Source organism: Vibrio sp. RE86, assembly GCF_013114545.1.
GTDB lineage: Bacteria > Pseudomonadota > Gammaproteobacteria > Enterobacterales > Vibrionaceae > Vibrio.
Genome location: NZ_VTXI01000004.1, coordinates 187,229 through 208,431, shown reverse-complemented (window position 1 = coordinate 208,431; position 21,203 = coordinate 187,229). Strand labels below are relative to the sequence as shown.

The 21,203-nt window shown below is 44.4% G+C and carries 18 protein-coding genes and 1 tRNA gene; 11 read left to right on the top strand and 8 right to left on the bottom strand.

From position 1 onward, the window contains the following. The first annotated feature begins 46 nt into the window (after positions 1–46). Positions 47–280: a hypothetical protein gene (locus F0231_RS06135; RefSeq protein WP_216612035.1), complete on the top strand. Its 234-nt coding sequence runs from the start codon at positions 47–49 to the stop codon at positions 278–280. Beyond that, positions 267–1,787 (top strand): sulfotransferase, encoded by a 1,521-nt coding sequence (locus F0231_RS06130; RefSeq protein ID WP_171758836.1) that lies wholly within the window; start codon positions 267–269, stop codon positions 1,785–1,787. Before F0231_RS06135 ends, F0231_RS06130 begins: the two co-directional genes overlap by 14 nt. Here the strand turns inward: F0231_RS06130 and F0231_RS06125 are convergent. Together F0231_RS06125 and F0231_RS06120 are read right to left on the bottom strand one after the other, a co-directional pair. Beyond that, entirely contained in the window at positions 1,753–2,736 is a 984-nt protein-coding gene (locus F0231_RS06125; RefSeq protein ID WP_171758835.1) for a DUF3080 domain-containing protein, read from the bottom strand. The two genes, F0231_RS06130 and F0231_RS06125, sit on opposite strands and share 35 nt — an antisense overlap. Positions 2,737–2,782: 46 nt before the next feature. Continuing rightward, entirely contained in the window at positions 2,783–3,463 is a 681-nt protein-coding gene (locus tag F0231_RS06120; protein ID WP_171758834.1) for an SDR family oxidoreductase, read from the bottom strand. 299 nt (positions 3,464–3,762) lie between these two features. Between F0231_RS06120 and F0231_RS06115 the strand changes: the two genes are divergently transcribed. Then, entirely contained in the window at positions 3,763–4,686 is a 924-nt protein-coding gene (locus tag F0231_RS06115) for a histone deacetylase (RefSeq protein ID WP_171758833.1), read from the top strand. A gap of 9 nt (positions 4,687–4,695) precedes the next feature. Beyond that, entirely contained in the window at positions 4,696–5,178 is a 483-nt protein-coding gene (locus F0231_RS06110; protein ID WP_171758832.1) for an NUDIX domain-containing protein, read from the top strand. A 168-nt stretch (positions 5,179–5,346) separates the two neighbouring features. On the opposite strand, the gene F0231_RS06105 is transcribed toward F0231_RS06110, so the two are convergent. From F0231_RS06105 to F0231_RS06095, 3 genes are all read right to left on the bottom strand, one after another. Further along, positions 5,347–5,437 (bottom strand) — tRNA-Ser (locus tag F0231_RS06105). A gap of 214 nt (positions 5,438–5,651) precedes the next feature. Next, positions 5,652–7,457 carry a DUF3413 domain-containing protein gene (locus F0231_RS06100; RefSeq protein WP_171758831.1) on the bottom strand — a complete coding sequence of 602 codons (1,806 nt, stop codon included), beginning with the start codon at positions 7,455–7,457 and terminating at the stop codon, positions 5,652–5,654. A gap of 29 nt (positions 7,458–7,486) precedes the next feature. After that, positions 7,487–7,711, bottom strand: coding sequence for a YejL family protein (locus tag F0231_RS06095; protein WP_171758830.1), 225 nt, complete (start codon positions 7,709–7,711; stop codon positions 7,487–7,489). An 84-nt stretch (positions 7,712–7,795) separates the two neighbouring features. Between F0231_RS06095 and yejK the strand changes: the two genes are divergently transcribed. From yejK to F0231_RS06080, 3 genes are all read left to right on the top strand, one after another. Beyond that, a complete protein-coding gene (yejK, locus tag F0231_RS06090) occupies positions 7,796–8,797 on the top strand; it encodes a nucleoid-associated protein YejK (RefSeq protein WP_171758829.1) in 1,002 nt (333 codons plus the stop codon). 110 nt (positions 8,798–8,907) lie between these two features. Next, entirely contained in the window at positions 8,908–10,149 is a 1,242-nt protein-coding gene (locus tag F0231_RS06085; protein ID WP_171758828.1) for an Hpt domain-containing protein, read from the top strand. Positions 10,150–10,209: 60 nt separating this feature from the next. Further along, a complete protein-coding gene (locus F0231_RS06080; protein ID WP_171758827.1) occupies positions 10,210–11,361 on the top strand; it encodes a chemotaxis protein in 1,152 nt (383 codons plus the stop codon). A 50-nt stretch (positions 11,362–11,411) separates the two neighbouring features. Here F0231_RS06080 and nhaC read toward each other — a convergent pair whose 3' ends face one another. Further along, positions 11,412–12,848, bottom strand: coding sequence for a Na+/H+ antiporter NhaC (nhaC, locus tag F0231_RS06075; protein ID WP_171758826.1), 1,437 nt, complete (start codon positions 12,846–12,848; stop codon positions 11,412–11,414). A 450-nt stretch (positions 12,849–13,298) separates the two neighbouring features. On the opposite strand from nhaC, the gene asd reads away from it, so the two are divergent. The 3 genes from asd (at position 13,299) to F0231_RS06060 (ending at position 16,226) form a co-directional block, all read left to right on the top strand. Continuing rightward, positions 13,299–14,411: an aspartate-semialdehyde dehydrogenase gene (asd, locus tag F0231_RS06070; protein WP_171758825.1), complete on the top strand. Its 1,113-nt coding sequence runs from the start codon at positions 13,299–13,301 to the stop codon at positions 14,409–14,411. A gap of 127 nt (positions 14,412–14,538) precedes the next feature. After that, positions 14,539–15,096: a LemA family protein gene (locus F0231_RS06065; protein ID WP_171758824.1), complete on the top strand. Its 558-nt coding sequence runs from the start codon at positions 14,539–14,541 to the stop codon at positions 15,094–15,096. A gap of 5 nt (positions 15,097–15,101) precedes the next feature. Continuing rightward, on the top strand, positions 15,102–16,226 hold the full coding sequence (locus tag F0231_RS06060) for a DUF3137 domain-containing protein (protein WP_171758823.1): 1,125 nt from the start codon (positions 15,102–15,104) through the stop codon (positions 16,224–16,226). 25 nt (positions 16,227–16,251) lie between these two features. On the opposite strand, the gene F0231_RS06055 is transcribed toward F0231_RS06060, so the two are convergent. Further along, complete coding sequence (locus F0231_RS06055; protein ID WP_171758822.1) at positions 16,252–17,094, bottom strand: ion transporter; 843 nt, start codon at positions 17,092–17,094, stop codon at positions 16,252–16,254. Positions 17,095–17,144: 50 nt separating this feature from the next. Then, positions 17,145–17,783: a YchE family NAAT transporter gene (locus tag F0231_RS06050; RefSeq protein ID WP_171758821.1), complete on the bottom strand. Its 639-nt coding sequence runs from the start codon at positions 17,781–17,783 to the stop codon at positions 17,145–17,147. Positions 17,784–18,391: 608 nt separating this feature from the next. On the opposite strand from F0231_RS06050, the gene adhE reads away from it, so the two are divergent. Further along, positions 18,392–21,094 (top strand): bifunctional acetaldehyde-CoA/alcohol dehydrogenase, encoded by a 2,703-nt coding sequence (gene adhE, locus F0231_RS06045; protein ID WP_171758820.1) that lies wholly within the window; start codon positions 18,392–18,394, stop codon positions 21,092–21,094. Positions 21,095–21,203: the final 109 nt, after the last annotated feature.

Here is a 21,203-nt window from a genome sequence, read left to right as displayed (position 1 = left end):
TTGTTACTGACGAATAATCAAAGCCTTGAGTAAAAGGAGACTAGAGATGAAAAAATTCCAGTCTAGTTGGATAAGTTACTTAGCGTGTTTTTTGCTGTGCTTCCCACTGAGTGCTTCTGCCTATATAGGGCCGGGTGTTGGGCTCAGTGCGATTGGCTCATTGCTGGCGATTGTGCTGATTTTTGTCTTGGTATTTATTGGCTTTATCTGGTTCCCACTAAAACGTGTAATGAAAAAGCGCAAAGCAGCCAATCAGGTGAGTCAGGATGACAGCCAGTGATGTTTTTCACTGGCTTGCTGCATGTGCAGTAACCCTAGGTTCAATCGGTCTCTTTTTCCAATTTAAGTTATTGAACCGCATAATCAACTTAGCCAGCCATTTTCAGTTGGTGTTAATCACTCTCGCGGATGTTTCTCTTAGTGAGGATGAACAAGAGCACCAGATACAGTCAGCGGCGATACAATCGATTATCAAGTTCCTGATCATACTTGGCCTTATGGTTTCAGTGGTGCTGTTACCTTTGCTTATTCTGGGTATTCTCGACAGTCTGAACGTTGTCGATGCACAAGAGGTGGTATCGACAACCTTATCTCTGCCTTTCATTGCTGTGATGACAGTGGTTGGCCTTATCGTATGGCGACTATCTTCGAGTAAATCAAATAAAGACACCCTAGTTGGTCACGGCTTTAAAGTGCATTACAGCCGCTTAGAGAAAACGCTTCATTTACTGGCGTTTGCAAGCCGAGATATTCAGATCTTCTTGTCTAGGCTCGAAGATAAGTTTCTGTTTAAAGGGAAAAAGAGCGACGCTCACAATGCTGTCTTCATTGCCTCTTTGCCTCGCAGTGGAACAACATTGCTTATGGAGCTGTGTTTAGAGAGTGAGCGCTTTGTTACTCATACCTATCGAGATATGCCGTTCATCCACACGCCACTATTTTGGTCAAAGTTTTCTAGATTGTTCCGAAAGGAGAGCGTGCAAATGGAACGCGCGCACGGTGATGGCATGTCAGTCAGCGTGGATAGCCCCGAAGCGTTTGAAGAAGTTATTTGGCTTTCGTTTTGGCGTAGCCATTACCAGAAAACGTTTATTCGCTCGTGGGCCGCTAATGAGAAGAATAAAGAGTTCAATGAGTTCTTTTTACGTCATCAAGCCAAGTTGATTTCTCGGTGTTCAAGCCCCGAAGGTTTGAGTTATCTGTCGAAGAATAACCTTAATATTGCACGCACCGAGCTGATTTTAAATCAGTTTCCTATTAGCAAAATCTTGATTCCGTTTCGGCACCCTCACTCACATTGTCGATCAATGCATCATCAACATCTCAACTTCTTGGATATTCATCAACAAGAAGAGTTCGCTAAGCTGTATATGGCGGGCATCGGCCACTTTGATTTTGGTGAAAACCTCAAACCAGTCCAGTTCACCGCAGTTGATTGTCAAAGAGAGGCGTCTTTTGTCGAGCAAGCGAAAGAGAGAGAGTTCTGGTATCGATATTGGGCTGATTGCTTCTCCCACTTGTTAACGATTGAGTCTGACAGGGTGATGTTTGTGGATTACGATGCACTCTGCTCTGAGCCACAAGAGCATCTAACAAAGGTCGCCGAGTTTCTTTCCCTCGATGACATCGCGACGGCGAAACTGATCGCGCAAAGTGAACGCCTTAAACAGAGTGAAGCTCCTCAAGACGTCGAGCTACCAGAGGAGTTACGCCTGCGTGTAAGCGAGACTTATGAACGGCTGCGGACTCGGTCTAAGAGCGGCCAACTTGACGCCCACAGCGCTTAAATAGAGACTGCCAGTAGCTGACGTGCGCCCTTATTGCTTGGCGAAATTCATCGTGATGTTGCTTGATTGGAAAATGGTAATCGAGGCGATCTGGAGCCGGTTCAAAAAGGGTGAAATGTGGGCTGAGCTGTTGGTAGTAACTGTCGAGAGTCGCCATGTATGGTTGAATTTTGGCGACATATTGCTGCTCAAATACATTGTTGAGATGTCGAAACTTCGTATCGTCTCTCTGAGGCCCACAAATGATTCTTTCATCGTATTCCTTGAGCTGCGCAGTCACTGTTTCGAGCTGTTGGGCCGCATGGACTAAGGAATAGTCGAGATTGCCGACGATGGCGTTTTTCTCCAATACCTCTTGTACTTTGGTGACCTTTCCCTTTTCCAGTGGCTCAATGAAAGACATCGATAGAGTCGATAAAGCGTGGTCGATTTGCGTAACAGGTTCCGAGAGTCCTTTCCCTAGCCATCGACTACCACTGAGTTGCTGCTGCATAGCATCGCTGGCGTAAAGTAGATTCGATTGATGTAGAGTCAGTTGCTGATGCTTCTGGCTCTGTATTTCTAGTAACGTCTGCTTCAGGCTGGGATCAAGCTGATTGTTTTCAACACAAGTAGCCAGACCTTTGAGCAAGTCTCTTTGATAGTCATAATTGCGAAATTCGTCAGCGACCTTACCTAACACTGAATTCCGCTGCGCTATTAATTCAAAAAGACCACACTGCCTTAGTTGATAGCTATCGAGTAACCCTAAAGTAAGCGGAGGAATATCTACTCGTAACTCTCTTTTGCGAGGTAGTGCAGAATAGCTCACTGAGACTTCAGGGGAGTCACTTGCTTGCACATTCGAGACTCTATCCAAATAGGTTTCGAATAGAGTTGTCGGGTTGTCATCACTGCAACCAGTCAGCAAAGTCACAATGAGGCTTATTCTAAAGAGGTGTCGTGGCATACCTATAAGCGAATCCTTTCAGGGTCATCTGACTAAGTACGTTCGATTACCACGGGAGTTCACTGCCATCATAGTTGATGAACTTGCCGCTTTGGTTTTGGTCTGCGTTATTAATGACTTGAACTAACCCTGCGGCGGAGGTGTCGGTATCGATTAGGGCATTTGGTCCGCCCATCTCCGTTTGTACCCAGCCTGGGTGGAGTGCGAGAACCGTAAAGCCATCTTTGGTTAAGTCGTTGCTAAGGCTTTTCACTACTGAGTTTAGTGCAGCCTTAGAAGAGCGATAGATGTATCCGCCGCCCGATGTGTTCTCGGTCATGCTACCGACTTTAGATGACAGGCACGCAATTTTCTTTAGGCCACCCTCTTGTAAGTTAGGGTAGAGGGCTTCGACGAGTTTCAGCGGCGCGATGGTGTTGATTTCAAAGACCTTACGCCACTCTTCTACATCGGTGTTGCCAAACCCATACCCTTTAGGGCCATAGTAACCTGCGTTGTTGATGAGTAAGTCTATGGCCGGTAACTGAGCGGAGAGTTGCTTAACGGCCTCGTAGTCCGTTACATCCAACTGGTACAGCGAAAGCGTCTTCCCTTTGAGGTGGATAAGTTCTTTCGAATCGTTTTCAGAGCGGTAGGTTGCGTGAACCTTAAAGCCTATTTTTAAGTAGTGTTTGACTAAACTCAGTCCTATACCTCGATTCGCCCCTGTAATAAGAACGGTATTCATAGCAGGTTTCCTCACCATAATTTGATGAGTTCAAGCGTAACAAAAAATCATGACATGCGAGAAGTTAGTTAAGGATCAGTGTAGAGATAAATAGCCATGAGCCGAGAAGCATGCCGAGGAAGAGTAATAGGGCAGAAAAGGTACCAGCGGCAATACCGAGGATAAAATAGAATGTTGAGGTCATTGTGTGAGTTTTTTGATTGATAATTATTATCATTTAACTCAATTCAAAACGATAGGTCAAGCTGATAACATAGCAGGCTAAATGTTCAGCTATCACAAGGCCGCTTGCTTCACCTATGATTCCGCTAATCTATCACTCTATCTATTCAGATCTGCCCCTTCCTGATGGGCATCGCTACCCGATCAATAAATATCGATTGTTGTTTGAAGCGATAGAACGTAAGCGGGTGGAAAGTGATCATTGGATGCAAGCTTTTCACTATGTTGAGCCGAAAGCGCTCTCAGTCGATGAAGTGACTCAAGTGCATTGTTCGGATTATATTGAGCAGCTTTTTTCAGGACAATTACCAGCGCCTAAAATGCGTCGGATTGGGTTTCCATGGAGTAAAACACTGATTACTCGAACGCTTACCTCAGCGGCAGGTACTTGCGAAACCGTCAATCAAGCGATTGGAAAAGGTATCGCCATTCACCTGAGCGGCGGTTACCACCATGCTCATCATGATTATGGTAGTGGATTTTGCTTAATCAATGATTTGGTGTTAGCGGCAAAGCGAGCGTTAAGCCTAGAAGGCATAGATAAGGTGGTAATCGTTGATAGTGACGTACACCATGGCGATGGTACAGCCACACTGTGCGCCAGTATCGATGATATCGTGACGCTCTCGTTTCACTGTGATAAGAACTTTCCAGCTCGTAAGCCCAATTCTGATCTTGATGTTCCACTCTCACGAGAAACAGGGGACGAAGAGTTTCTGGAAACATTTACCTCCGTTGTGGAAATGGCGATCAATCTGCATCAGCCTGATCTTATTCTTTATGATGCAGGCGTCGATATCCATAAAGATGATGAGCTCGGTTACCTGAACGTCTCTAGTGAAGCAATTTACACCCGTGATGCGTTTATGTTCGAGCTGGCAAAAAAGCGAGACCTTCCAATCGCCTGTGTAGTTGGAGGAGGGTACCGAAGCGAGCATCAAGCACTGGTTCCCATTCATATGCAGCTTATTCAGGCTGCGTTATCAGTTTATGGAAAGTAAGGAAAGTTAATGGAACATCGAATCCGCTCTGCGGGAATACTCATTGATGGCGGCGCGGTATTGTTGCTGCGTGTGAATAACTTTACGGGAGAGTACTGGATCCCACCTGGTGGTGGTATGGAGGCCGAAGATCAAAGCACTAAAGCTGCAGTGGTAAGAGAGCTAAAAGAAGAAGCTGGGATTGATGTGGAAGTTGGAGAACTTCTTTGTGTGAGAGAGTTTTTAGAGGCTCATGTAAACCGATATAACGCCGAGTTTTTCTATTTGATCGATAGCTTCACCGGAACGCCACATCTCGATAATTTAAAAGGGCTCAATGACGAAAGTTACATAAAGAGCGTTGAGTGGATTCCTATTGCGGATTTAGCCAGTAAGCGCATCTATCCTGTGGAGCTGAAAGATAAGCTAATAGAACTTATTGAAACGAAGACATTCTCCACGCACTTGGGAAGCTATGTGCAGGGGGATAACGAAGACCTAAATAGGCTGTGATGGAATACTGATTCTTGAAATGAAAAAGGCCGCTAATTGCTTAGCGGCCTTTTTCTAAATGTGGCGGAGTGCTGGGCTTGCATTCAAGGATGGATTTGTGCAAATCCCTACAAAAATGTCTTACCCAAAAACGAGAAAACCCCAGTCTTTCGACTAGGGTTTTGAATGTGGCGGAGAGATAGGGATTTGAACCCTAGATACGCTATTAACGTATGCCGGTTTTCAAGACCGGTGCTTTCAACCACTCAGCCATCTCTCCGTTGTTGAGGCGAATGATATAGGGGTAGTGAAATCTTGTAAACCCCTAATTTTACTGTTTGCTTTAATTATGAGCGCTTAGGCTTAAAAAAGTGTTTAAGCGCGTATTTGTTGTACTCTTTGGGGAGGATGGAAACAAAAAAGAGAGCCGAAGCTCTCTTTCTGTACATCATTTTATTCTGAAGTATAGGAGCCAAGACTCCATTCAACTGAACTTAATTCCCTTTAACGTAAAAACGCTGAAGCTCTGTTAAGCCTTGCATTAATACTGGTAGAGTAGGGTTATCATCTTTCAGACGCTGGTAGTTCGCGTCATACAGTTTGTAGTTACCAAACTTATCGATAACCGTAGTGTTCTTAGTCGTGATTAACGCAAGTTCGCGAGAGTCACCTGCCAGAATCCAACGGCGCTTTCGCTCATCAAACAGGTTACGTCCACTGCTAAAGTCCGTTGGGTTTGATGACACACCCAGTAAGTCTTGCAGCAGGGTTACCGACATATCTAGGTGACTAGTGCGATGGTTGTATTCACCAGCAAGCGTACCAGGCCAATGAATCACCATAGGCACTTGAAGCTGATAACTACTGTAATTGGTGTTTGAGCCCCAGCTGTTGGTTTTACTTTCATTAAACTCAGTTGCGTGATTCGATGTAATCACAACAACGGTTGATTCAGAAAGTTCGTGCTCTTGAATTTTTTCTAAAAGATCAGCGAGTTCTGCGTCCGCTGTTTCAACGGATTTAATGTAACCCGCTTTGATTTTTTCACCGGCAGACATGCCTTTATCGCTGCTGTTGTAAGCACTGAAGTTATCTACGGTTGTCAGCTCAATGTAGCTGAACCAAGGTTTTTTACCTTGCTGAGTCACCCAGTTTGACCATGCATCGATAGCTTGCGAATCAGGTGACTTGGTGTCATTGAATGCAATACCCGTAAAACTCATACCACGGAAAACGGTTTCACCGTAGAGCGGCTCATCGAAGTTATCGCCACTAAAGAGTCCGAAGGCATACTCTTTTTCTAGCAAGGTATCGATAAGGATAGGTTTAGAACCCTGTGCCTTGATGCTTGACGAGTAACTGCTCGGTAAACCATAAAATAGACCAAACACACCAAAAGAGTCATTACTAGAGCTAAAGTGGTTTTTAAAGTTTTGGTTTTGTTGTGCAAATTGATAGGTTGCAGGCATGGATTCTGCGCTCAACATATCGGCACGTAAGTTGTTCACACTAACGACAAGAATATTAAGTGGGTTAGCACGACGATTAAATTCGATATCTTCAATCGGGTAGCGAACCAGATCGACACTATCCTTACTCTCTTGCAATCGCTTTAAGTACTCTTCGCGATCAAGTAAACCATGACGCTCCATAAAGGATTTCGCTGTCATAGGGTATGAGAGAGGGAAGTTTGCACGTTGCGACGTAATTGGGTTGTAGAAGTAAGCATCTGCCCAAACGTAGACAATGTGGCTAGTAATAAAACTCACGAAGAAAATGGCAGCAATTGGTCGTCCAATATGCTTGTGAGAGAGTTTACGTTGTTTGCGCCAAACCCACTCTGAAAGAGCAAGTTGCAGCAGAAAAATTAATGGCAAGACAACAAACAAATGTTGTAAGTCAGCACTTACGGTAGACGTATCATCATTAAACAAGACTTCCCAAACGACAGGCGTTAAGTGCAGATTAATAGTTTGGTAGGCTTGGGTATCAACCAACAGCAAGGTGAGGCCGATGGTCGCAAAACAAACCGCCACCAAGCGAAACAGCTTGCGTGACGGAATGAGAAACGTGAGCGGGAATAGAACCAAGAGATAGAGTGCAAATACGAGAAAGCCAAAGTGACCAACCCAAGACACGGCAAGGTAGAATTGCCCTAAAAGGGATTCTGGCCAAGGTGATTGAGTGATATAACGGGTCCCGATGAGCATCGCCGCAATGATGTTGAAAAAGGCAAACCAATGCCCCCAACCCACTAAACGCGACACGCGTTCGCCGTATGTATTTGCGTTATCGACCATGTAAGTGTTCTATTATCCGTTATTATTTTTTAGTGTTTTTTGTCTTCAACTGAAGATACAAGCGCTTCTGCAAATTTTTCCGCAATTGCTTTGCGTTGTGAAGCAGCAACATCCTGATTTAAGACATTGGTAGCGATATTGCCAGCAATCATTAATGCAAGTTCAGCACCTGCTGAATGTTTTTCAAGTACTGCGGCAATTTCAGTTAAGATTTGTTCAACTTGCTCGTCGCTGTATTTAGATGTAATCGGCATAAAGACTCTAATGATGATAGTAAAGCGGCTTATGATAACCTACAATGCCACGCAACTGAAACCTACGCAGCGATAAATTTCATCATGAGCCTTCACCTTTCTAATGTTATCTTACACCAACTGCAAAAAAACGATTCAGAAGAACTTATTGTTAAGTTTCGCCCAGAGTCTCTGACTAATGACTCTTCTACTGAAGACTTAGTGGCTGAACTCCACCGCGTTTTCAATTCTAAAGCGGGTAAAGGCTTTGGCTCTTTCAAGTCTGACAGTGAATTCCAGAACTGGTTGCAAGATTTACGTAAAGGAAATCAAAATTTTTACGATTTCTCACAATCGAGTGCAAATCGCCTAAAAGATGAATTGTCAAAGTACCCATTTGCTGATGAAGGCATCTTGGTGATTGCTGAATACCAATCTTTAGCTACAGATTACCTGTTCGTTGCAATCATCCCATCAAACCAAAGTTTGAAAGTAACTGAAGGTCTAGACATTAGTGCGACAGATTATCTCGATCTGAGCAAGATGGATATCGCAGCACGTATTGATTTAACGAGCTACGAAACGGATAAAGAATCGAACCGCTACCTTGCATACATCAAAGGTCGCGTAGGCCGTAAAGTAGCAGATTTCTTTTTAGACTTCCTACAGGCAGAAGTGGGTTTAGATACCAAGCAGCAGAACCAAGTGTTGATGCAAGCGGTAGAAGATTTCTGTACGGACTCGAAGTTAGAGAAAGACGAAGCGATCAGTTTCAAGAAGCAGGTTGCGGATTACTGTACCGAGCAGATTAAGTCGGGTGATGAAGTGCAAGTGCGCGAGCTTTCTGGTGAGCTACCTCCTTCACAAGATGGCACCAGCTTTGAGGCTTACACGCAAGAGCAAGGTTACCAACTTGAAGAAAGCTTCCCGGGCGATCGTACCGCTGTACGTAAACTGACGAAATATGTGGGCGCTGGTGGCGGTCTGAACGTGAGCTTTGACAGTTTGCTGCTGGGTGAACGTGTATTCTACGATCCAGAGACAGACACGCTGACGATTAAAGGTACCCCACCAAACTTGCGTGATCAGTTGACTCGCAACAAATAATCCCCTCTATGAAATCAGACTAACTGCAACATTTTTGCAGTTAGTCCTGTATATCTTAGCCATTGTGTATATGCTTGTATTCAAGGGAATTTATCAATACAGGCAGGACGATGGACCGCAAAACGCTCAAACTTGGGTGGTTGCTTTTAGTCCTATGGAGCGTTTGCATTGCGGTTATCGCAAGCAGCTACCGTTCGACAAGTGCGACCAAAGAACAGATTTACGAGCTCGGGAGTAGCATCCAAGAATTACGTGAATCTTTTAGTTTCGATGTGCCTTATCGTGTTCAAATGGCGGACTCCCAAGCGCTGAACTTGCAACTTATCTATGCACTTCGATTACAGCTTGATGCGCACTATCAGCGCAGCTGGTTCCTTCCTGATATAAACCAACTTTTGTTCACGACTGATCGCTTTATTGAGCAAACCCAACTCTATTTAGACAACACGCTTGATTTGGTGGCCCTAGCTGAGCAAATTCGTGTTATGCGTGAACGCAACGAGGAGAATACAGACGTTCATCAGCTCTATCTCCGACTTGGGGCCAACGTGCTTGACGCTATTTTTAGTAATAACGAGTCAAGCCCAGAAATCTATCGAGATTTGGACAGAATCTATGCCATATCGAACCAACTACCTGTTCGAGAACGTCAAGATTTGCAGCAAGTGCTTGCCACAGTTTCCTCCGTGTTAGGGGGCTACGCGCAAGGGACATACATCGTGGACAAATTAATTAGCCATAATGTTCACGCACAAATCAGTTTACAACGTAGCGAGTTCAATGGTCTGTTACTTAAACATATTTGGGTAGGAGCATTGATAAGTCTCTTGGTGGTACTGGGTTACCTTTGGTTGTTGAAAACGTCTAGCCCAGAAGTGCGAACCAAGCAGGATCCGTTGGTCGAGCAGGATATAAAGCCGCAGCCACCTCAGTCGAATGTCTCGCCTTTGCCGACACAAGATACAACCGAACTAGCACAAGAGAAACCAACTGACACCCGAGAGCCAGAAATCAATTTTGCTAAGATGCTCGACTCCCTTAATCAGGATAAAGAGTCGGTGTGTATGCTGCTTGAAGTCTTCATTGAAGATCATAGCCAGGATACTGAAAGCATCACAAGATTGCTCACAGATGCGCCTGAAGAGGCGCAGCGTAAAGCACATAGCCTCAAAGGTGTTGGTGGAAACTTGGGTGCAGACAAACTTAGAGAAGCGGCAAGCAAAGTTGAGCAGGCAATCAAAGATGATATTACCTTAGTGCCGGCATTGCTTGATGAGCTTAATTTACGCCTTGAACGTGCGATTGATGAAGCCAGATTATTCTTAAAAGAGAATACTGCCATCGAGAATTGACGATGCGCTGACTTTTGAGTTCTATACTCTCGCTCTTTCTTATTCTAAGAGGTCAAACTGGTGCGTCGCTTTCCTGCTTTTATTCTGCTTACACTCATATTCTCTTTAAGTGGTTGTTCGCTGCTTGAAGTGAAACTTGATAGTCAAACCACGCCATTAACGCAGCAAGAGCTCAACATGCGCTTGCTGACACGCGAGTACACCCAGCAGTTCTTTTCACAGGTTGAGCAAGCCGCGGACACCCTATCTGCAAGTTATGATAAGCAAGATAAGGTGCACCAGTCCTACTTGCTGCTGTGGAAAATCAATGCACAAGAAGGTGTACAGCAATCGGCTTATCAAGTGTCACCAACGGCTGCCCTGATCGATACTTGGGTCTTCACTGAACAGATGAATCAGTTTTTTAATCAGGGCGCGGGGCAAGGGTTGTTTACCAGTGATGAGGCAAAGTTCGTCGCTGCGACTCTCGCGAATGATATTGATGGATTGGCTAAGTCACTGTTAAAAAACAACAGTTACGCATCAACGAAAGTGTTCGTGTCAAAGTTTGCGCAACAACACCCATTTGATGACTTAAGTTTTATTCGCACGCCAGCTTATCGTTCATGGCTTGAAGCCAATCAAATCGGTGAAGATCAAGCCGTGTCAACGCTAGGAACTATGCCTGAAGCGTTAGGTGATGTTTCTGACCGTTTAAGTTTGGTGTCAGAACAGACGCCAAAATTGATGACTTGGAAAGCGCAGTTAATCGCGTTAAATAGTTCGATCAGTGGTGAGCAGTTAACCCAAACGCTTCAGAGCTTACAAGCGACATCGGAGTCATTCCAAGACTTTGTGGAGAACAATCCAGAGTATATGGAAGACTTAGCGCGCCAAATGGCGGTGCAGCTAGAGCCGTTAGTGCAAGAGATAGATGTTCGAACCTCCGAGCGTATTGAACAATTGAGCATGGAGCGACAAGCGCTCGAAGCGATGGTGGCAAGAGAGCGAGCTGAGATTGCTTTAATCATTAGTCATGAGAGAGAGAAGTTCACTCAAGATATCGATAAAGTATCTCAAGACGTGGTGGCCCTTGCTATTGATAAACTGGTTGAACTGATTAAGAGCACGATCATCTACTTTGTGCTGTTTATTATCGCGATCTTCTTTGCTCCACTAGGTTTGGGGTATATGTTGGGTAAGCGTTCCGCAGTAAGAAAAGTGGATAATTAGACAATAAAAAACGCCTCTACTGAGGCGTTTTTTTGTATTCAGATGCTAGGTTATGCAGTCTGTTTTTCTAGCTCAGTTTCTGTTTCGGTATCAGACGCTGGTGCGGTCGGTTCACACTTATCAACGAACCAACCCATGTATGACGTTACGATAGTCACGATAATACAGACAAAGCTCAACCACATGAAAGGTGCATAAGAAAGGGTTGCAACACCCAAGATGCTTGCCATATAGATACCATTATCACTCCACGGCACCATACCTGATGTCAATGTGCCGCCGAACTCAGCATTACGAGATAGGTTTTTACGCTTGTAGCCTAGGCGGTCGTAGTTTTTCGCACAGATTTTCGGTGTAAGAATCAAAGATACATACATTGCAGAGCCGAAAATATTACCCATAAAGGCCGTCGCGATAGTGCTTGTTGCCAACGAGCCTGAGCTTTGAACTCGACGCTCGAATAGCTTCGCAACGGTCTCTAGTACACCGACTTTATCTAGTAGACCACCAAAGCCTAGACCAAATACGATCACCGCAACTGAACCAAGCATTGATGACATACCACCACGGTTCAAGATTGAATCGATAAATGCCACGCCAGATTCAATTTCATACGGAGCCCAAGCGGTGTTGAACGCTTGTAGGAAGTTCACGTCTTGAATCATCACAGCCCAGATAATACCAAGCAAGGAGCCAAAGCTAATCACAGGGAAAGAGGGCATGCGCATCGCCAGTAGGCCAAGCACGATGATGACAGGAACAAATGAGTAAGGCGTAATGTAGAACTGCTCGTCCATCGCCAGAATCACAGATTGTACCTGAGACATATCAACGTTACCTGCATAGTGGAAACCAAATGCAGTAAACATGATGCCCGTAATAATGTAGCTAATCAGCGCAATCGGCAGCATGCCTTTGATGTGCTCCATTACTTCAACGTTCGACATTGAAGAGGCAAGAATCACAGAGTCAGACAGAGGCGACATTTTATCACCGAAGTAACAGCCTGAAAGTACAGCACCCGCTGTAATTGGCGCTGGTACACCAAGGCCCTGACCAATACCCATCATCGCGATACCTGCTGTACCTGCTGCACCCCATGATGTTCCTGTCGCTAGGGCAGTAAGAGAACAGATGATCATCGTCGCTAAAAGGAAAATAGAAGGGTGAATTGCTTTCAGACCATAGTAAATGATGGTTGGTACGATACCGCCAGAAATCCAAGTGCCAACTAAAGCACCCACAGCCAGAAGAATAAGGACGGCACCTAATCCATTGGAAATACCATTTAGAGCCGCTTTTTCTAAATCTTTATATTGATGGCCTAAACGGATACCAAGGAACATGATGATGAACCAGCCGATATACAAAGCTAGTTGAATGGGTAGATCGAGCTGCGCAGTGAACGAAAATGCGAGGAGCAAAAATAAACCAAGAGAAACAACAACCTGCATCAAGCTTGGCAGACGGGGGGTAAGTTGCGTCATACAGAGCCTCTTATTAGAGTTATTAGCGAGTGAATATGGAGTGTTTAGCACCACTAATGGGAGGAGTGCTAACTCCTATTAGGTACGAGGTGCACTTTACAGTAGCTAGAATTATATTTCGAGAAAATGTCCATAAGCTGTGAGTTATATCTGTTGATTGAAGTGTAAATAGTTAAATATATGGTAAATGGTTAATTTTAATGGTTCGAAATGTTTTGAAATGTAAAGTTTATGTGGCACATGTTTTTTGTGATTGTATTCGGGATGGGTTGTTTTGGTTGGGGAAATAACAAGTGGGCAAAAAGGCGTCAAAACAGAAGGTTGGTAAGTAATTATCAAAATAAGTAATAAAAGTTACAGATTTGATGCAATTTTCTCTTGAGATTTTGCTGTGAAAATTGAATATTGAAGGTATTCCCTATTTTGAATTGATTACACGGAGAGTGAAGGATGAGAGTTGGTTTAGTCGGTTGGCGTGGCATGGTGGGTTCGGTACTGATGCAGCGCATGGTAGAAGAGAAAGATTTCGATCTCATTGAACCTGTATTTTACAGCACATCACAAGTTGGAATCCCTGCGCCTAACCTAGGTAAAGATGCTGGTCTTCTGCAAGATGCGTTTGATTTAGAAAGTCTAAAACAGCTAGATGCTGTGATTACCTGTCAAGGCGGTAGCTACACAGAGAAAGTGTACCCAGCATTGCGTCAAGCAGGTTGGAAAGGCTACTGGATTGATGCTGCATCAACATTACGTATGGCTGAAGACTCAATCATCACTCTTGATCCTGTTAACTTGACACAGATTCAGCAAGGTATTCACGGTGGCACCAACACGTTTGTTGGCGGTAACTGTACAGTGAGCTTGATGCTAATGGGCCTTGGTGGCTTATTCGAGAAAGGCTTAGTTGAGTGGACGAGCGCGATGACTTATCAAGCGGCGTCTGGTGCGGGTGCTCAGAACATGCGTGAACTCATCTCTCAAATGGGTGTTATCAATGACTCAGTAAGTTCTGAACTGGCGAACCCTTCTAGCTCAATTCTGGATATTGATAAAAAAGTGGCAGATACGATGCGCAGCGGATCATTCCCTACGGATAAATTCGGTGTACCACTTGCAGGCTCACTGATCCCTTGGATCGATGTGAAGCGTGAAAATGGCCAAAGCAAAGAAGAGTGGAAAGCGGGCGTTGAAGCGAACAAGATTCTAGGCTTCCAAGACGCACCAGTACCGATTGACGGCACTTGTGTACGTATCGGTGCGATGCGTTGTCACTCTCAAGCATTGACTATCAAGCTGAAACAGAACGTACCAATGGATGAAATCGAAGAGATGATCGCGACTCATAACGATTGGGTTAAAGTGATTCCAAACGACCGTGATATTACAGCGCAAGAGTTAACGCCAGCGAAAGTAACGGGCACGCTATCTATCCCAGTTGGTCGTCTACGCAAGATGGCGATGGGTGACGACTTCCTAAATGCATTTACAGTTGGTGACCAACTTCTATGGGGCGCTGCTGAACCACTGCGTCGTACACTGCGTATTATCCTAGCTGAAAAGTAATCTTTTATTATCTCTAAATAAAAAGCGCCGATTGGCGCTTTTTTTGATTTTACCCTGTTTTAACAAAAGCCAACCCTTGTGGTATGTTGTGTTGTATGGATTGTTAGATAAACAGCAAGGTTAGAAAATGGACTATATTGGCTTTGCCATCATTATATTATTGGCAGTTTGGTTAGTCTCAACCTACAACACGTTAATTGCTAAGAAGAACCGAGTCCTGAATGCCGACTCCTCTATCGATGTCATGCTCAAACAGCGCTACGACTTGATTCCTCAGATAGTGGAAACAGTCAAAGTTCATATCGACCATGAGCAAAGTACATTGTTAGAACTCACGGAACTTCGCACTCAAGCCTTAAGTTGCAATACTAAAGACCAAGAGATGGTCGACATCGAAAGTAGAGTTTCTAAAGTACTTCCAACGATTAATATGCTCTCTGAGTCGTACCCTGATCTGAAGTCAAGTGATGCCTTTCTCGCCCTTCAACGTTCCCTTAATGAAACTGAAGCCCAATTATCAGCAGCCAGACGCACATACAATGCAGCTGTGACAGACTTGAATAACGCGATTGAAATGGTGCCATCTAACATCATGGCTAAGTTCATGGGATTGTCAGTTCGGGCTCTGTTTGATGTCCCTGTTCACGAGACTGAGAGACCAAACATCTCAGAAGGACTAAGGTGAAGAATATGATGACCAATCAACAACTAAAAGCTTTCTATGAATCAAACATAGCGGTCAAATTGGGTAACTTTGAACAACTTGATCAGACACAGGACGCTTTGCCAAAAACGAGACTGAAAATTCTGTCGATCATCTTGGCTTTAATTCCAACATTGGTAGTACTGCTTCCACTAATGTTTGTTACGGTTACATTTTCGGCCATTTATTTTCAGCATATTGCACTCAATCAAAGTGAACGCTTTATGGGGTTGGCAGTTACAGCCATCATACTTGGGGCTCTTGTTTGGTTTGCAATACGCAATATCCAACGAGCAATGCGTCGTAACACGATGATAGATAACGCGAGCCCTGTTAGAACGCTAGGGTCGCAAGAGCTACGGTTAGCGAATGATTACAAGCGTATCGTCATTGAAGAGACGCTTGCAGACTTGAATTGCTCACTGTCGTACACTGACAATCTCAGAGTCAGTGACCATCATGTATATAACAGCCGTTTGTTTGATGGGTTCGATCGCTCTTTTGGTAATGATCACTTTGAAGGCACTCTTGGTAAAACGGACGTTGAATTTTCTGATTTAACTCTCAGTGTCCTCGATCGAAAGCGCAATGCGTTCGATGCATTCAAAGGAGTACTCTTTATTGCTGATTGTAACAAAAACTTTAAAACTCCCGTTTTTGTTGAATCGAGTGGGCTCAAAGCCATGCTGGGTGGGTTGAATAATTCGTTTGTAGATAGCATCGTTGAAAAGGCCAGTTCTCAAGTATTGCAAGGTGCCTCAAATGGTAGAGAAAGGACATCTGAAACAGTAAAAATGGAGAACGACGAATTTGAGAGCGTGTTTAACGTATACAGTGAAGATGAAGTTGAAGCTCGATATCTTGTTACTCCCAAACTGATGGAAGAGTTGTTAGCATTTCGACGTGATTCAGGCGCATTCTCGATAATGCTTTCGTTCATTGATGGGAAGCTCTACATTGCGATTAACAATTTCCAAGACAACTTTGAAGCGAACATAAACTGGGCAGGCTTTGATTTTGAGTCATTTAAAAAGCTGTATCATGAGTTGATGCTTTTTATCGGCATTGTCGAAGATCTTGACCTAAATACACGTATTTGGACGAAAGAATAATTGGAATAGAGCACGTAAAAGTGCTCTATTTTTCTATGTCGACAATACGCCTATCAGGATCTGCCAGTTCACTGCCACAATGCTTGCAGAACATCGCATCCGACTCATGGCCTGATTTCGAGCAGTTAGGGCATTTCACTAGAGACTTATGCGAATTCATCTCTTGGCTTAACTCTGCGGTGATAATCCCCGTCGGTACTGCGAGTATTGAGTAGCCTAATAACATTGTGAGCGATGCCACTGCCTTACCCAAATCAGTTTGTGGCACCAAATCCCCATAGCCCACCGTAGTAATCGTCACGATAGCCCAATAGATGCTTTTTGGGATGCTAGTAAAGCCGTTGTCAGGCCCTTCAATGACAAATATCAATGCGCCAAAGATTGTGACCAATATGGCAACTGTACTAAAGAAGATAACAATCTTACGACGGGCCATAAGGAGTGAACGCAATAAGATGTTGGAATCTTGAAGGTAGCGCACCAACTTTAGCACTCGGAAAATGCGCATTACCCTCAGAGCGCGTACCACGCCCATAAATGACGCCGCTGGGAAGAAGATCGCTAAATAGGTTGGCAGTATGGCCAGTAAGTCCACGACGCCATAGAAACTTTTAGCGTAAGCCGTTGGCTTAGGTGAGCAATAGAGTCGAAGCAAATATTCTATGGTGAATAGAGCGGTAAAGGAGTATTCGATGTATCGCAGCTCAGTGGCCCATTTTGCATTAATGGCTGGAATGGACTCTAAAACTAATACGACGAGCGATGAAATAATGGCGACGATAAGCGCGATGTCGAATGCGCGGCCTGCTTTGGTATGTGTACCAAAGATAATGATGTAAAGGTGATGTCTAAGGGAGTTGCGTGGCATGATAGTGCGACCTATGAAACAGTCGCTCTATCATACCTATATTCGGAGGATCAGGCCAACCCAGGGAAGAGATTACGCAAGCCGTTTGCGATGAACTCAATACCAAGCGCACCTAGAATCAAACCCATGATACGTGTGATGACGTTGATTCCTGTTTGCCCCAAGAATCTCACAATCAAAGGCGCAGAACGGAAAAGAAGCCAAGTACATAGTGCGAACAGCGCAATCGTCACAATAATGCCGACCGTATCGAACGCACTTGGATAGCGCGAACCATAAACAATCGTCGAACTGATGGCACCAGGGCCAGCCATCAAGGGCATTGCCAATGGAACCACACCAATCTGCTCTCGACTCACGTATTCAGTTTTTTCCTGCTTATTCTGCTTATCTTCACCCAACTTACCGCTCATCATCGAGAACGCAATGCTCAGAAGAAGCAACCCGCCCGCTACTCGGAACGAGTCTAGCGAGATACTAAACATATCCAGCAGCATCTGACCTGCTAGTAACGAGACAACCAAAATAATCGCGACCGCTAAATTGGCGGTGACGGCGGTTTTGTTTTTTTCTTCCTGAGTCATATGCCCGGTTAGTGAGACAAACACAGGCATGATGCCTACTGGGTTCACCGCGGCGACTAAACCAAGGAAGAACTGTAAAAAGATAGCGATTTCGAACGTTTGCATTCGGTGTGCCTATACAGAGTAAAGAGGGAACAGGTTACATGCGGAATATAGTCCAATTTTTGCTCGTGAACGAATGAAAAAAACTAAAGTTAAAACTATTTCATAACTGAGAAAATCTAATTATTGAATAGTTCGTAAACAGTAATGACATACTTTGTTACGTAGAATGATGCTCACAAAGCGTTCGTTTTATACAAACGTTAACATTCGCACATTTTTGACAAAAATTAGGTCAGAAAATAGAGAGAAAATGCGAATTACATATACTCTCAGTAGCACAAGGATCATGGATTACATGTAAGTATGTGGTCAAAAAATGAAACTTTTTTACAGAATGTGGCTTTATTGCAATCTAATTGATTTGTTTGATGCTTTTTTGTTCGATTAAAAAGTGTGATTTAAATCTAGCAAAATCATTGGCTTATGGTGATTTTTGCGATTGCCTTACCACTAATTGGTTAATTCCTTTTGGGTAACTGATCTGGGTCAATTTTTTTCACAACCTGAAATAATATACTCAGCCCTGAAAGCAATTTACTAAGACGTCTGTTTTGAAGCAGTGAGCTTAATAAAAAGTTTTTAATATTGTTAATTTTAGGAGAATCCCTATGCCTGTAACTAACCTAGCTGAACTAGATGCAATGATTGCACGCGTTAAGAAAGCGCAAGAAGAGTTCGCTACTTTCTCTCAAGAGCAAGTAGACAAGATCTTCCGTGCTGCTTCTCTAGCAGCTAACCAAGCTCGTATCCCGCTAGCTCAACAAGCGGTAGCAGAGTCTGGTATGGGTATTGTTGAAGATAAGGTAATCAAGAACCACTTCGCTTCTGAGTTCATCTACAACAAATACAAAGATGAGAAGACGTGTGGCGTTCTAGAAGAGGACGACAACCTGGGCACTATGACTATCGCAGAGCCTGTAGGTATCATCTGTGGTATCGTCCCAACAACTAACCCGACTTCTACAGCAATCTTCAAGTCTCTAATCTCACTTAAAACTCGTAACGGCATCATCTTTTCGCCACACCCACGTGCGAAAAACTCAACGAATGATGCAGCGAAACTGGTTCTTGACGCAGCAGTAGCAGCGGGTGCGCCAAAAGACATCATCGGTTGGATTGACCAGCCATCTGTAGAGCTTTCTAACGCTCTAATGAAGCACGATGGTATCGCACTTATCCTTGCAACTGGTGGTCCAGGCATGGTTAAAGCGGCTTACTCTTCTGGTAAACCAGCTATCGGTGTAGGTGCAGGTAACGTTCCTGTTGTTATCGATGAAACGGCTGACGTTAAGCGTGCTGTAGCATCTATCCTAATGTCTAAAACATTCGATAACGGCGTAGTATGTGCTTCTGAGCAGGCTGCAATCGTAGTTGACGAAGTATACGACGAAGTGAAAGAGCGTTTCGCATCTCATAAAGCTCACGTTCTATCTAAAGCTGACGCTGACAAAGTACGTAAAGTTCTTCTAATCGACGGCGCACTAAACGCGAAAATCGTTGGCCAACCAGCTCCAGCAATCGCTGAACTAGCAGGCGTTAAAGTACCAGCTGACACGAAAGTTCTTGTTGGTGAAGGTCTAGGTAAAGTTTGTTACGAAGATGAATTTGCTCACGAGAAATTGTCTCCAACTCTAGGTCTATTCCGCGCTGATGACTTCGAAGACGCAGTTGCTCAAGCGGTAACTATGGTAGAGATCGGCGGTATCGGTCACACATCTGGCCTATACACGAACCAAGATACAAACGCAGACCGTATCCGTTACTTCGGTGACAAGATGAAGACTGCACGTATCCTAATCAACATCCCGACGACTCACGGTGGTATCGGTGACCTGTACAACTTCAACGTTGCACCTTCTCTAACTCTAGGTTGTGGTTCATGGGGTGGTAACTCTATCTCTGAGAACGTAGGTCCTAAGCACCTAATCAACAAGAAAACTGTAGCGAAGCGAGCTGAAAACATGTTGTGGCACAAACTACCTAAGTCTATCTACTTCCGTCGTGGTAGCCTTCCAATCGCAATGAGCGACCTAGAAGGTAAGAAGCGTGCATTCCTAGTAACTGACCGTTTCCTATTCAACAACGGTTACGCGGATGACGTAGTACAACTTCTTAAAGCTCAAGGCATTGAAGTTCAAACTTTCTTCGACGTAGAAGCGGATCCAACGCTATCTGTTGTTAAGAAAGGTGCAGAAGCAATGCAAAGCTTCCAGCCAGACGTAATCATCGCTCTAGGTGGTGGTTCTCCGATGGATGCAGCGAAAATCATGTGGGTAATGTACGAGCACCCAGAAACAGCATTCGAAGAACTAGCAATGCGCTTTATGGACATCCGTAAACGTATCTACAAGTTCCCTAAAATGGGTAAGAAAGCTGAGCTTGTATGTATCACTACAACTTCAGGTACGGGTTCAGAAGTTACTCCATTCGCTGTTGTTACAGACGACGAGACTGGTGCTAAGTACCCACTAGCTGATTACGAAATCACGCCAAACATGGCTATCGTTGATGCGAACCTAGTAATGAACATGCCTAAGTCTCTAACAGCATTCGGTGGTTACGATGCAGTAACTCACGCTCTAGAAGCTTACGTATCTGTTCTTGCGAACGAATACTCTGACGGTCAGGCTCTACAAGCACTTAAGATGCTGAAAGAGTACCTACCATCAAGCTACGCGAACGGTGCAAACGACCCAATCGCTCGTGAGAAAGTACACAACGCAGCAACTATCGCTGGTGTGGCATTCGCGAACGCATTCCTAGGTGTTTGTCACTCAATGGCGCACAAGATTGGTGCTGAGTTCCACCTACCACACGGTCTGGCAAACGCACTACTAATCTCTAACGTTGTACGTTACAACGCGAACGACAACCCAACTAAGCAAACTGCGTTCTCTCAGTACGACCGTCCACAAGCACGTCGTCGTTACGCTGAAGTAGCTGACCACCTAGGCCTAAGCCAAGAAGGTGACCGTACTGCTCAGAAGATTGAACGTCTACTAGCATGGTTAGAAGAGCTGAAACTGAACCTAGATATCCCAACGTCTATCCAAGCGGCAGGTGTATCTGAAGCAGACTTCATCGCTAAGCTAGAAGAGCTAGCAGTAGAAGCGTTCGATGACCAGTGTACAGGTGCTAACCCACGTTACCCTCTAATCACTGAGCTAAAAGAAGTTCTACTAGCGTCTTACTACGGTAAAGCATTTGTTGAAGGTGAAACTTTCGAAGGTACTACAGTTATCAAGAAGAAAGCAGACCAAGAAGCAGCAAAAGCAGCGCCTAAAGCTAAGAAAGCAAAAGCTGAAGCATAAGTAAGCGTCAGTTTGAGGTAGATTTTCGCTAGCACTTAAATCTACACATCGGGAAAAGATAAAGCCCCAGTCGAAAGACTGGGGCTTTTTTTTGATCAGAACTTTGTCT